At 58.6% G+C, this 12500-nt stretch carries 10 protein-coding genes; 6 read left to right on the forward strand and 4 right to left on the reverse strand.

From position 1 onward, the window contains the following. Positions 1–78 precede the first annotated feature (78 nt). The 3 genes from IEW65_RS14150 to IEW65_RS14160 form a co-directional block, all read right to left on the reverse strand. Positions 79–1287 (reverse strand): ABC transporter substrate-binding protein, encoded by a 1209-nt coding sequence (locus tag IEW65_RS14150; RefSeq protein ID WP_188640091.1) that lies wholly within the window; start codon positions 1285–1287, stop codon positions 79–81. Positions 1288–1406: 119 nt separating this feature from the next. Beyond that, on the reverse strand, positions 1407–2975 hold the full coding sequence (locus IEW65_RS14155) for a phospholipase D family protein (protein ID WP_188640092.1): 1569 nt from the start codon (positions 2973–2975) through the stop codon (positions 1407–1409). Beyond that, positions 2968–3204: a hypothetical protein gene (locus tag IEW65_RS14160; RefSeq protein WP_188640093.1), complete on the reverse strand. Its 237-nt coding sequence runs from the start codon at positions 3202–3204 to the stop codon at positions 2968–2970. Before IEW65_RS14160 ends, IEW65_RS14155 begins: the two co-directional genes overlap by 8 nt. 66 nt (positions 3205–3270) lie before the next feature. On the opposite strand from IEW65_RS14160, the gene IEW65_RS14165 reads away from it, so the two are divergent. Together IEW65_RS14165 and rapA are read left to right on the forward strand one after the other, a co-directional pair. Beyond that, the gene (locus tag IEW65_RS14165; protein ID WP_188640094.1) at positions 3271–4074 is read left to right on the forward strand and encodes a TlpA disulfide reductase family protein; all 804 of its coding nucleotides are present in this window, start codon (positions 3271–3273) and stop codon (positions 4072–4074) included. Between the two features lie 115 nt (positions 4075–4189). Next, complete coding sequence (rapA, locus tag IEW65_RS14170; RefSeq protein WP_188640095.1) at positions 4190–7135, forward strand: RNA polymerase-associated protein RapA; 2946 nt, start codon at positions 4190–4192, stop codon at positions 7133–7135. 24 nt (positions 7136–7159) lie between these two features. Here rapA and IEW65_RS14175 read toward each other — a convergent pair whose 3' ends face one another. Further along, complete coding sequence (locus tag IEW65_RS14175; protein WP_188640096.1) at positions 7160–8062, reverse strand: TIGR01777 family oxidoreductase; 903 nt, start codon at positions 8060–8062, stop codon at positions 7160–7162. Between the two features lie 187 nt (positions 8063–8249). On the opposite strand from IEW65_RS14175, the gene IEW65_RS14180 reads away from it, so the two are divergent. The 4 genes from IEW65_RS14180 to IEW65_RS14195 all read left to right on the forward strand — a co-directional run bounded on the left by IEW65_RS14180 (position 8250) and on the right by IEW65_RS14195 (position 12449). Further along, entirely contained in the window at positions 8250–9314 is a 1065-nt protein-coding gene (locus IEW65_RS14180; RefSeq protein ID WP_188640097.1) for an NAD(P)/FAD-dependent oxidoreductase, read from the forward strand. A 236-nt stretch (positions 9315–9550) separates the two neighbouring features. Further along, positions 9551–10471 (forward strand): MerR family transcriptional regulator, encoded by a 921-nt coding sequence (locus IEW65_RS14185; protein WP_188640098.1) that lies wholly within the window; start codon positions 9551–9553, stop codon positions 10469–10471. A 34-nt stretch (positions 10472–10505) separates the two neighbouring features. Then, positions 10506–11918, forward strand: a complete 1413-nt coding sequence (gene phrB, locus IEW65_RS14190; protein WP_188640099.1) for a deoxyribodipyrimidine photo-lyase — start codon at positions 10506–10508, stop codon at positions 11916–11918. A gap of 99 nt (positions 11919–12017) precedes the next feature. Further along, positions 12018–12449, forward strand: a complete 432-nt coding sequence (locus tag IEW65_RS14195) for a nuclear transport factor 2 family protein (RefSeq protein ID WP_188640100.1) — start codon at positions 12018–12020, stop codon at positions 12447–12449. The last annotated feature ends 51 nt before the right edge of the window (positions 12450–12500 follow it).

Below are 12500 nucleotides of genomic sequence, written 5' to 3' on the forward strand. Positions count from 1 at the left end.
CCCGCTCATTGAGCGGGGGCGGTTTGCTATCTACCCAGTGTCAGTGCTCACTGAGTGAGCCACTGACAGGTCGTCGTGTTACAGATCCACTTGGCCTTTACTGGTAAACGTACCGTTCTCTACCACCATCTCAACCACTACGCCCGGTACGTCACCGTTGTCATCAAACTCGTGGGAGCCAGAGGCGCCCTCGTAGTTGATATCGGTGCCCGCGGCGATGAGCTCGACGGCCTTCTCCCACTCGCCCGGCAGAATCACTTCACCCGGCGCACTCGATACGCTGCGTAACGCCTCAGCAAGCCCTTCGCGGTCGGCGCTGCCGTTCTGCTCAATGGCCAGCGCTACCAGGAAGGCAGCATCGTACGCTTGGGCGGCAAACACCGCGCTAGGGTCGATATCGGCTTCCGTAGCGGCGGTATTAAATAGCTCGGTGCCGGGTAGCTCTGGGCTACCGGGGCGGGTGGCAATCATGCCATCCAGCACATCCGCACCAATGGCGTTCACAAGACTGTCGCCCACCATACCGTCGGCACCCACGTACTGGGTGAACATACCGCTCTCATAGGCCTGGCGCAGCACGGTTTGACCAGACGTGTCCGCATACGCCAACACCACTAACGTATCGGCGCCGCTGGCAGAGAGCGAGCCCAGCTCAGAACGGTAGTCGGCACGGTTGTCTTCGTGGGCCAGGTTTTCTGCCACTTCGCCACCACCGTCCGTGAACGCCGCACTGAAGGCATCGGACAGGCCACGACCGTAGTCGTTGTTCACAAAGGTGACCGCAACGTAGTCGATGCCTTTATCCAACAAAAGCTTCGCGAGCATTTCACCCTGGAAAGCATCGGAAGGCACGGTGCGGAACACCAGGTCATTGTCGTCCAGCTCCGAGACCGCCGGCGCGGTCGATGCCGGAGACACCATCAGCACACCGCCGGGAATCGCGGCATTGTTAGCAGCGGCAATGGTTGCCCCAGTACACAGCGCGCCGACAATAGCGGTCACGTTTTCAGAGTTCACCATCCGGTCAGCGGCGTTAGAGGCAGCGGATGCGTCGGAACACGTCGTATCGCCCGAAGGCATTACCAGGGTTTGTCCCCCTAAGATTCCCCCCTGCTCATTGACCTGGGCAACCGCCAGTTGAGCACCCGCAAAGATAGGGGGTGTCAGGCTCTCAATACCCCCGGTAAAGCCGCCCAAGAAGCCAACTTTAACTTCCGCCTGGGCCATTCCGGTTAAGGCAAGTGATGAGGCCGCTACGGCAATGGCTAATGCGCGCTTATTAATCATATTGTTTGTCGCTCCCAGTATGTTGAGTGCCCCGACTGTCCAGCGCAGGGCTCCTCTTAATCTGGAACCGTCGCGCCAAAAACACAAGTAACGCTTTCTAACGCTACATTACAATTTTCTTATAACCACCGTTCAAGGCGCAGGGTATGGCTTAGCCAAGCGTTAAAACGCTGCCACCTGGTACCGGGTTCGTCCGTCAATACTTCCGGCTGACCCTCGCGTTCAAACTGCCAAAGCAGCTGATGGTTATCATCAAGCGTCAGCTGATAACTAATCGAAGGGTCGCGACCGGTGGCCACCAATTCATTAAACGCCGGCATCAATGACTCACTTCGGATCAGCACGCCGACCTCGGTATTCCAAAAAATGGAGCGCGGATCAACGTTAAAAGAGCCGACAAACAGCTGGTCATCAAAGCGAATGGCTTTGATATGCAGAGCTGACGCTGACGCGCCAGGCACCCGCATCTCTTCACTCGCCTCAGACGTGGTGGTGTCTTGCTCTGGGCGCAGTTCATACAGGTTGACCCCACTCTCTAGCAGCGTCTTTCGCCAGGGAGCATAAGCGCCATGCACCACCGCCGCATCAGTGGAGGCGAGCGAATTGGTGATGATATCGACCTCAACGCCCTGATCCGCTAACTCAACCAAGCGCTCTACACCACGCTCAGTGGGAACAAAGTAGGCGGAAATAACAACGAGCCGCTCGTTCAGCTCCGTAGCAGCCGTCAGATCTCCCAACAGCGTGTTTTGCCACTCTGGCGTGCCAGGGTATGAAAGCTTACCCGGCGCATCCCATATCGCTAAGCCTTCGCCCCAGTGCAAGGTTTCCCAAGGCGGCGTGCGCCTTGGCTGGCGTCGAAGCTCGGTGAAGTACTCAGAATCCGCATGCGCCTCCAGCCAAGCCTCTAAATCGCGCTCCAGCCCCTGCCAAGCGTTGGCATCCACCCGGTGATAGCGCTCAATCGGCTGAGCTAAGCCGTGATTCCAGTACAGGTCAAAACTGTTGGACAGCGCAGGCACGACTTCGCCAATAGCGACAACGTCTAAATCGGCAAAGTTACGCGTATCATTGGCATCAAAATACTCATCGCCAAGATTGCGGCCCCCCACAATGGCCACGCTGTTATCAGCCACCCACAGCTTATTGTGCATACGGCGATGCTGCTGAGCGGGGTCCACCGCCGATGCCAACACACGCGTCACTATGTGCCCACGGCCCACGGCGAGCGGGTTATAAACGCGCACATGGATATCCGGATGGCTGGCCAGCGCGGCTAAACGCTCCCCTTGACCAATAGCGCCTATATCATCCACCAGTAGGCGCACGCGCACCCCTTGCTCAGCGGCATCAATCAGTTGAGAAAGCACTAATCGAGTCGTTTGCCCATCGCCCAGCAAGTAGGTCTGGATATCCAATTCACGCTGCGCTTGCCGAATTAACCCCACACGTACCGCAAACGCTTCCCGACCATTGGCAAGCAGCGCAAAACCATCGGGGTCGGTTTGCTCAGCGGCGGCGACGGCCACTTGGTTGCCTAACCATGTTTGCCGAGCATCGGCGATGCCCAGCGCCGTTTGATGTTCGCGCACCACCGGATGGGTGCAGCCTACCAGCAGGCTACACACCAGAAGCAGCAGCGCCCACTGTGTTGCGTGATAAGCCCCAGGCTGGCAGGCGCTAGGCATCGCCGTGTTCATTCTGTTGGCGAGCCAGCTGCTTTTGGCGACGTTTCTTACGGTACAGCCGCACCAAGGCGATGGAAAGCGCCACGGCGACCATGGCAAAGAGCACCACTCCCTGCCAAGGGCGCGCCCCGTCGCCCAGGACCGTTTCTAAGGTAATAATCAGCGCAAGACCCAGCGCTTGGGTGCCAATGGCCAGCGCCCGCAGCGGGTCAAAAGAGGATTGCGGCATCGACATCTCCGTCATGTGAAGCGTGCATGGTATGGTTGCCCAGTGTACCTGCTTATCGGAACGACTATGAATGCCATTGCCCTCGGTCCACTATTGATTTCTACGCCTCGCCTGTATGCGTTTGGTTGCGCGCTGCTGCTGCTCTTGAGTAGCCGCTACTTACTGGGCCTTCCCACTAAACAGCATGGCCGCTGGTTTAATGGCCTGCTTATCGTATGGCTATTGGGTGCCCGTGTTGCGTTTGTCACCCTCCATTGGGAGAGCTACAGCGCGACGCCCATAGACGCGGTAAAACTGTGGCAACCCGGCTACAACGCTCTTGGCGGACTTCTCGCAGGCCTCATCTGGACCGCCTGGACGTTACGTACACGGCTGCTGGCGATGATCGGTGGACTCGCCATGACGGTAGGGGCTGCGAGCCTCTGGTTAGTATTAGTCACACTCGCACCGCTAGGCCAACAGTTTGCCGTGGAGGCGCTGCCAGACGTCACCCTGGAAGACCTGGAAGGCAACGCGGTGCACCTGCCCTCGCTAGCCAACCAAAATGAGCTGATTATCGTCAATTTATGGGCCACTTGGTGCCCACCCTGTCTACGCGAAATGCCGTTATTGGAAGAGGCCGACCAGCGCGAAGGCGTCAGCGTGGTCGTGGTTAATCAGGGCGAAGACTTGCTGCCGATTGCTCGCTATCTAGACGAGCAGTCACTCGCCTTTCGCTACCCGCTGCGCGACCCACAGCAAACCCTAATGGCTCAGTTCCAAGCCCCAGGCCTGCCCACCACGGTACTGTTTGATCAATACGGCAAGACGTTGGACGTGCACGTCGGCGAACTCACCCGTGCGCAGTTAGAGCGCTGGTTAAACGATTGACCACGATAGACCTTAATACCCCCGCTGCTTTGCGTTAGAATCCCCCGCCCTGTTGGCCGCCGGTGACCTGCCCCGGCGGCGTACCACCCGATTTCGACGACTTCCTCGAGGCATCATGAGCGATTTTTCTCCCGGCCAGCGCTGGATTAGTGACGGCGAAGCTGAGCTTGGGCTCGGCACCGTGCTTAACTGCGACGCCCGTAGCGTTACCATTTTGTTCAGTGCCAGCCAGGAAACCCGTACTTATAACACCCGCCAAGCGCCGCTCACCCGCGTGATGTTCGGCAGTGGCGACCGCATCTTGTCTGCCGACGGCTGGCAGATGATCGTGAATGACAGCAAAGAGAGCCGTGGCCTGATCACCTACATCGGTGAAGATAGCGAAGGCAGCCTGCGTGAGCTGCCCGAAGCCAAGCTGGCCGATACCATGCAGTTCGACCAGGCCCGTGACCGCCTGCTCACCGGCCAAGTCGACCGTAACGACTGGTTTGATCTACGCTTTCGCACCCTGCACCACTTCCAGCGCATCGAGCAGCACAGCGCGTTAGGCTTTGCTGGGCCGCGTATTGATCTCATTCCCCACCAGCTGTATATCGCTGATGAAGTCGCCGGCCGCCATGCGCCGCGCGTTCTACTGGCCGACGAAGTGGGCCTGGGCAAAACCATTGAGGCGGGCTTAATCCTCCACCGCCTGCTGCTGGCAGGCCGAGTAGAGCGCGCGCTGATTCTGGTACCCGATAGCCTGACGCATCAGTGGCTGGTGGAGCTTTTACGCCGCTTTTCGCTCAACGTCACGCTGCTGGATGAACACCAGAGCCAGGCCCACGGCAACGCCAATCCATTTGAAAGCGCGCAGCTAGTTCTGGCCAGCCAAGGCTGGCTGTTCGCCAACATTCACCGCCAAGACCAGGCGCTGGCCAGCCGCTTCGACCTATTGATTGTCGATGAAGCACACCACCTGGACTGGAGCCCAGAGGGTAGCGGCCCCGGCTACCAGTGCGTAGAGCAGCTGGCCGCTGAAATACCGGGTTTGCTGCTGCTTACCGCTACGCCAGAGCAGATGGGGCTGGAGAGCCACTTTGCGCGCCTGCGCCTGCTCGATGCCGAGCGCTACCACGATATTGAGCGCTTCAAAGACGAAGAGCAGCACTACGTAGCGGTGGCCAGCGCCATCGATGCACTGGATGAACTCCCCGACACCGCCAGCGCCCGCGAGCGTGTCGCAGCGGTCGCCGACGACCGCGATAGCCAAGCACTGCTCGCCACGCTGTGCAACGCCGAAGCCAGCAGCGAACAGCAAGATGCCGCCCGCGCCCAGCTGCGCGATGCGCTGCTCGACCGCCACGGCACAGGTCGCGTGATGTTCCGTAACAGTCGCCGCCACGTGGGCGGCTTCCCTGAGCGTCGCCTTCATTTGGCCCAGTTTGAGCTGCCCTCCGCCTATCGCCGCGTGCTGCGTCGCCTGGAGCGCGACGACGACTATCTGGATGAACTACTGATCGAAACCGGCATGGATCATCCCGATGTGCTGATTTATCCCGATGCGATGTACCGGGAGTTAAGCAACGACCCGCTGAACACCGAGTTCTGGTGGCACATCGACCCACGGGTCAACTGGCTGCTGGAAAAACTCAGCGACGACAGTGAATCAGGCTTTGCCAACGACAAAGTGCTGGTGATTGCTCACCACCGCGAGACGGCGGAAGGCTTAGCGGAGGGCCTGCGAGTACTGGGCGGCTATCAAGCGCCCGTGTTCCATGAAGGCCTGTCGCTGATTGAGCGCGACCGGGCGGCCGCCGCCTTTGCCGATGAAGAAGAGGGCTGCCAAGTATTGGTCTGCTCCGAAATTGGCTCTGAAGGGCGCAACTTCCAGTTTTGTCGCCACTTGGTAATGTTCGATATGCCCCAGCATCCCGACCAGCTAGAGCAACGCATTGGTCGCCTGGATCGTATTGGTCAACGCCACGCCATTGAACTGCACGTGCCCAGCTTTATCGGCAGCCCAGGCGAGCGCCTGATGCGCTGGTACCACGAGGGTATGGACGCCTTCAGCGCCCCCCACGGCATCGGCAGCGACCTGTTTGACGCCTTTGGCGATGCCCTGGCCGATGCGCTGCTCGACGACGAAGCGCTCACCGAGATCATCGACGAAACCAAAGAGATGTTCACCGCCAAGCTGTCCGAGCGGGACGCAGGTCGCAACCGCCTACTAGAGCTAAATGCGTGCCGTCCGGCGCGGGCGCAGCAGGTGATTGAGGCAGTCCGCGAGCTGGACGAAGACCCGGCACTACCCCGCTATGTGGAACGCGCGCTGGATATCTTTGGGGTCGATAGCCAAGAGATTGGCAAGGGCTTGCTGTACCTTCAACCCAGCCAGCATATGCTCGACGGCCTGCCGGGCTTGGTAAAAGGCGAAGAGGGCTTTTCAGCCACCTACAGCCGCGCTCAGGCGCTGGCACGAGACGATATTCAGCGACTCTCTTGGGAACACCCGCTGCTGCGGGAAATGATGGGCCGTATTTTAGACGGCACGATGGGCAATACGGCGCTAGCGCTGCTGCGCCACCCCGCCATTCCCAGCGGGCGCTTAATGGCTGAACTGGTGTTCCGCACCCACTGCCCGGCCCCAAAATCGCTGCATTTGAATCGCTTTTTGCCGCCCACGGCGGTGCGCGTGCTGCTAGATGAGTCGGGTGCCAACCTGACCAGCAAAATCTCCTTCACCGGTTTGGGCAAGAACCTGCAAAAGGTCAATAAATCGCTGGCACGCGACCTGATCAAAAGCCGACATGACCAGCTGCGCGAGCTGCTGATTCAAGGCGAAGGTGAAGCTGAGCGTGAACTGCCCAGCATTGTCGAAACCGCCGAAACGCGTATGCGTGCCCAGTTAGACGCCGAGCTTGCCCGCCTAACGGCGTTAGCAGAGCACAACCCGGCGGTACGCAGCGAAGAGCTGGAAGCGCTGAAACAGGAGCGTCAGGCGCTGAGCAGCGCTATCGAGAACACCCGCCTGCGGCTTGACTCCGTCCGCGTGGTGATCACCGTCGACCCGAATGCCTAACGAAGCAGAACGCCGCTGGCGGCGCTATACAATCGCCGCCAGCGCTTTATCCAACGTTGGGTACTGAAAGTCGAAACCTGCCTCGCTAAGGCGCGCTGGACGCATATCCGCACCGGTTAACAGCAGTTGCGACATCTCGCCAAACCCCGCTTTCAGCACGATGGCGGGCACTGGGAAGATCGCAGGGCGATGCAACTGCTTGGCCAACGTTTTCGTAAATTCGGCGTTGGTCACCGGGTGTGGCGCGCTGCCGTTAAAGGCACCTGACAGCGTCGGCTCATTGATCAGAAACATGATCGCGGCCACTAAGTCATCACGATGCACCCAGGGCATAAACTGTGTGCCATCGCCAAATCGCCCGCCTAACCCCAGCTTGAACGGTGGCAGCATTTTCTGCAGCGTCCCACCGCCCGCCGCTAGCACTAAGCCAATCCGCACAATCGCCAGCCTGACGCCCATAGCTTCTACGGGCTTTGCCGCGGCTTCCCACTGCGCGCAAAGCCGATGGGCGAACTCGTCATGAGGGGGCGTGGATTCATCCACCACCTTGCTACCCTGATCACCGTAATAGCCCATCGCAGAACCGCTCACCATCACGCTGGGCAGCGGCTGGCCGTTGGCCTCTAGCTGCTCACAGAGCGCAATCAGTTGCTGTGTGCTGGTCACCCGCGAACGGATCAGTCGCTCTTTCTGTTCCGTGCTCCAGCGCTTTGCCGCAATCGACTCTCCCGCCAAGTTCACCAACGCATCTGGCGGTGTATCCACAAAGGCTTGGGCGCTATCACGAATGTCACACCCCTTGGGCAGCTTCCCCCGCACTTCATGCGGCGTCCGAGACACCACCTGCACCTCATGCCCCTGGGCAATGAGCTGTTGGCAAAGCCGTTGGCCAACAAAGCCGCTGCCTCCAGTGATTAAAACTCGCATGGTGTCACTCCTTTGGCCTAGTGAGTGCCTGAGCACTAATTGATCTCACGTAATAATGACCGTACATGAACCCCTATCGCTCGCCACAAATTTCCAGGTGAACGTTGCACATTTTTTAATTGTACGATATCTATACACAACTGCTACAGTAAATTTAACAAACTGTCTAACCTACTTGCGAGGACTTATGGCTGCACTGGTGAACGCGGTGCCTACTCCCTCGGCTACGCCTAGCGTGGCCATTATTGGGGCAGGCTTATCTGGCCTTGCTTGTGGCCATCGTCTAGCACAACACGGCGTCAGCGTTCAGCTGTTTGATAAAGCCCGCGGCCCCGGTGGCCGTATGTCGAGTAAGCAGCGACCAGCAGCCACGCTCGACTTAGGCGCCCAAGCCTTTACGGCACGCGATACCCGCTTCGCGAAAAAAGTCGCTGAATGGCAGGCCGCTGGCTGCGTGGCAACATGGCCAGTGCACAGCTATCAGGCTAATGCATCCGGCTGGCAAACACATAATGATGGTCAGGTGCGTTATTGCGGAGCCCCGCGAATGAGCGCCATTACTCGCCACTTGGCCGATACACTCAGCGCCTTTGGCCACGCGTCTCTCTCTCTGGAGACCCAGATAACAACGCTCGATAAGACACCATCAGGCTGGCAATTAACCGATGCTAGCGGCGTACGACATGGGCCCTTTGCGCATGTGGTGATAAGCGCGCCGCCACCTCAAGCCCAGGCACTGCTAGCCGATTGGGAGCCTGCGCTCACTGCAGCTTGTGAAGCGCAGCCTCAGCGAGGCTGCTGGGCAGCGTGGGCCATCTTTGAATCGCCGCTCCCCACGCTTCCTCAGGTTGATGACGCATGGCAGAGCCTGCATACCCAGCACGCTGCGCTGCGTTTAGTGTCACGCAATCACACCAAGCCAGGCAGAGACGCTCAGCCTGAGAGTCTTAGCCTGCTGGCCCAGTTGGATTGGAGTGATACCCATATAGAGGCCACACCCGAGGCAGTGGCACAACAGCTGCTGGACGCTTTCACGACACTGCTGCCTGGCGACACTACGCTGCCAGCCGTACTGGAGCTGGGGGCTCATCGCTGGCGTTATGCACAGCCCGCCTCTGCCGGAAGCCAATCGTTCTTGTACAGCGAACATGGCTTATCACTGTGCGGCGACAGCTTTCGCGGTAGCCGTGTGGAGGATGCTTGGCTATCCGGTGATGAGTTGGGAGAGGCGTTATTAGGCCGGTCGGTCTAATGGCAGCATGGCGATAGGCGTACCAAAATGGACGCAGCAAAGGTTGTACCCAGTCGCCACAAGTTGTACAAAGGTGCCTATAATAGCGTGACCCTATCTGATCGATTAGGTGCTATTCAACGAATCGCAACACGACTAAGTGGCCAAGCGCCGAGCTGGCGCGACAACACTGCCACCGCAATTATTGACAGACCCCTGCAGCGCTTGCTGCAGGCAACCAAGAGGCAATGGCGCCCATGAGCAACAAGGCGACCCACCCACCCGATACCCCGCTCTATCCGATTCGGGAAGTTTCCCGCTTAACGGGTGTGAACTCGGTCACCCTGCGCGCCTGGGAGCGACGCTACGGATTAATTCGCCCACAGCGAACCCCTAAGGGCCACCGGCTTTACGCCCAGGATGATATCAGCCGCATTGAGCGCATTCTTCAGTGGCTTAACCGGGGCGTACCGGTCAGCCAAGTCGCCGACCTGCTTGATCAGCCTGAAACGGTAGAGACCCCAACCCCCAATGCCGGGGACTGGGCCAGCCAACGCCAGCAGCTACAGGCGGTGATTGAAGCCGTCGACTTGCCCAAGCTGGAAGCGCTGTACCACCAAAGCTTGGCACTGTACCCACTGAGCGTGGCCATTAACGAACTATGGCAGCCGATCATTCTCACGCTGGAAGCCAAGTGGGCAGCGCAGCCGGATGACCTCGTTCGCCGTACGTTTGAAGCCTTTTTGCGCAGTCAGGTAGGTATTCGCCTGCACTATGCGAATCAAGCAACCCGGGGGCCGCTCATTCTACTCAGTGCCATGCCGGATGACCCCGGCCCGCTATGGGTATTAATGTGCGCACTGATGGCCAGCGAGCAGGGCTACCGCGTGCAGCTATTCGACCACTCGCTCTCCCTCGACGACTTACCACAAGCGGTGTCACGCCTGCACTCCTCAATGGTACTGCTCTCTAGCGGCCAGCGGGAAAGCGACGACTACATCCGTGTCGCGCTGCCCAAAGCAGCACAAGCGTTAGGCGTACCGATTGGTGTATGCGGCGAAGTGGCTCGCTTGCGTGAAAACGACTTGCGTGACGGTTCCGTTCACATGCTGGGCGACGATCTGCCCCAGGCAATCGCCCGGCTGCGCCCGCTGCTGCGTGAGTCAGGCATTCTTTAAATACACGCACGGCCAGCCAACCTAAGGACTTTGCATGAACCTGCAGCTTGTTTGGTTACGCAGTGATTTACGTATTCATGACAATTCCGCACTTGCCGCCGCTGCCGCCAAAGGGCCGGTAGTGGCGGTTTTTTTGCGCAGCATTGAGCAGTGGTGCGACCACGGCCACGGCGCGAACAAGCTCGATTTCTGGGCGCGCGGCGTTAGCGCGGTGAAAGCGTCGCTAACCGGGCTAAATATTCCTCTGCTACACCGTGATATTGGGCGTTACGGCGAAGCCCCCGACGTGCTTCTGGAAATTGCCCGCGAACATCAGGTGACGCAGCTCCACTTTAACTACGAGTATCCGCTAAATGAACAGCGCCGCGACCAAGCGGTGTTGGAAGCGTTTAAGCAAGCGGGGATTACGGCCCAAGGCCATCACGACGCCATCGCCTTTGCCCCCGGCAGCCTCCTCACCGGCAAGGGCGATTACTACGGCGTGTTTACGCCGTTTTCAAAAGCATGGCATAAGCAGATTACCGCCGAGCAGCTCGCTCTACGCGATACGCCCAAAGTACAGTCTCCTCTCGACATTACCTCCGACCCGCTACCGGCGCTGCCAACCCTCGACGATGAGCCGCTGGATGGTCGCCTTTGGCCCGCCGGTGAAAACGCGGCCAGCGACAACCTTGAGCGCTTTTTACGTTTTCGCGGGCGTTACTATAAAGATCAGCGAGACATTCCCAAGGTCCGCGGCACCAGCGAACTTTCCCCTTACTTAGCGCTGGGGATGATCTCCCACCGTCAGTGCCTTCAAGCAGTCATGAGTGAAAACGGCGGTCACCTCGCCGATGGCGATGCAGGGCTCACCACCTGGGTAAACGAACTTATTTGGCGAGAGTTTTACCAGCACGTTGCGGTCGGCTTCCCCCAGGTATGCCGCTATCAACCGTTTCAAGAGCACACTAAGCAGCTCCAATGGCGCGATGACGACGCGGGGTTTACCTCTTGGTGCGAGGGCCGCACCGGCTACCCGATTGTGGACGCAGCCATGCGCCAGCTGATCACCACTGGCTGGATGCACAATCGCCTGAGGATGATTACCGCGATGTTTCTGAGCAAGCACTTGCTGATTGACTGGCGGCGTGGCGAAGCATTTTTTATGCGCCACTTGGTCGACGGTGAGTTTTGCGCGAATAACGGCGGCTGGCAGTGGGCGGCATCAACAGGCACGGATGCGGCACCTTACTTCCGCATTTTTAACCCCACCACCCAATCAACGCGCTTCGACCCGGATGGTGAATTCATTGCTCACTGGCTGCCCGAGCTAACATCGCTACCCGCCAAGGCGCGCCATGCACCGCCCCAGGATATGCTGAACCCTGTTGATTACCCTGCTCCTATCGTTGACCACAAGGCAGCACGCCAGCGAGCATTAGACGCTTTCAAAGCACTTTCCAAATAGCACCCAACCTAAGCACCCATAGCGGCGTCCTGCCGCTATGCTGCCCTCCTGATGCCTCTCTTTTCATAGCACGCACTGCGACCAGACACGGAGTCTATGATGACCAACGATCACGCTTTGGCAAACTTTTGCACCTTCTTCAACAAACTAGACAATACCTGTACAGAAAAACTATACGAGGTATATACTGAAATAGTTGTTTTCAACGATCCGCTACATCACATTGAAGGGCGTGAAGCGCTTGAGCGCTATTTCGCCACCATGTACGAAAACGTTGAACGCTGCCAATTCACCTATCACACACAGCATCAGCAGGGGAGTCAGGCCTTTGTGACGTGGACAATGGAGTTCGTCCATCCTCGCTTGGCACGGGGCAAGCCTATTCGTGTGGAAGGTTGTAGTGCATTAACGTTCGAAGAGGATGGCAGAGTATCGCGACACCGCGACTATTTCGACGCCGGGGCCATGCTGTATGAACACCTCCCCCTGATGGGACGTGTTATACGCTGGTTAAAGCAGCGCCTTGGTTAAGAGACGTGTGACCTCGTTTATACGCACGCAGGCTGCGAGCTAACAGGCCGC

Source organism: Vreelandella lutescens, from assembly GCF_014640815.1.
Classification (GTDB): Bacteria; Pseudomonadota; Gammaproteobacteria; order Pseudomonadales; family Halomonadaceae; genus Vreelandella; species Vreelandella lutescens.

Coding starts and splice junctions, on each gene's coding strand:
- IEW65_RS14160 (WP_188640093.1), bottom strand. CDS start 3,204: ATGCCGCAATCCTCTTTTGACCCGCTGCGGGCGCTGGCCATTGGCACC.
- IEW65_RS14185 (WP_188640098.1), top strand. CDS start 9,551: ATGAGCAACAAGGCGACCCACCCACCCGATACCCCGCTCTATCCGATT.
- IEW65_RS14180 (WP_188640097.1), top strand. CDS start 8,250: ATGGCTGCACTGGTGAACGCGGTGCCTACTCCCTCGGCTACGCCTAGC.
- rapA (WP_188640095.1), top strand. CDS start 4,190: ATGAGCGATTTTTCTCCCGGCCAGCGCTGGATTAGTGACGGCGAAGCT.
- phrB (WP_188640099.1), top strand. CDS start 10,506: ATGAACCTGCAGCTTGTTTGGTTACGCAGTGATTTACGTATTCATGAC.
- IEW65_RS14155 (WP_188640092.1), bottom strand. CDS start 2,975: ATGCCTAGCGCCTGCCAGCCTGGGGCTTATCACGCAACACAGTGGGCG.
- IEW65_RS14165 (WP_188640094.1), top strand. CDS start 3,271: ATGAATGCCATTGCCCTCGGTCCACTATTGATTTCTACGCCTCGCCTG.
- IEW65_RS14150 (WP_188640091.1), bottom strand. CDS start 1,287: ATGATTAATAAGCGCGCATTAGCCATTGCCGTAGCGGCCTCATCACTT.
- IEW65_RS14175 (WP_188640096.1), bottom strand. CDS start 8,062: ATGCGAGTTTTAATCACTGGAGGCAGCGGCTTTGTTGGCCAACGGCTT.
- IEW65_RS14195 (WP_188640100.1), top strand. CDS start 12,018: ATGACCAACGATCACGCTTTGGCAAACTTTTGCACCTTCTTCAACAAA.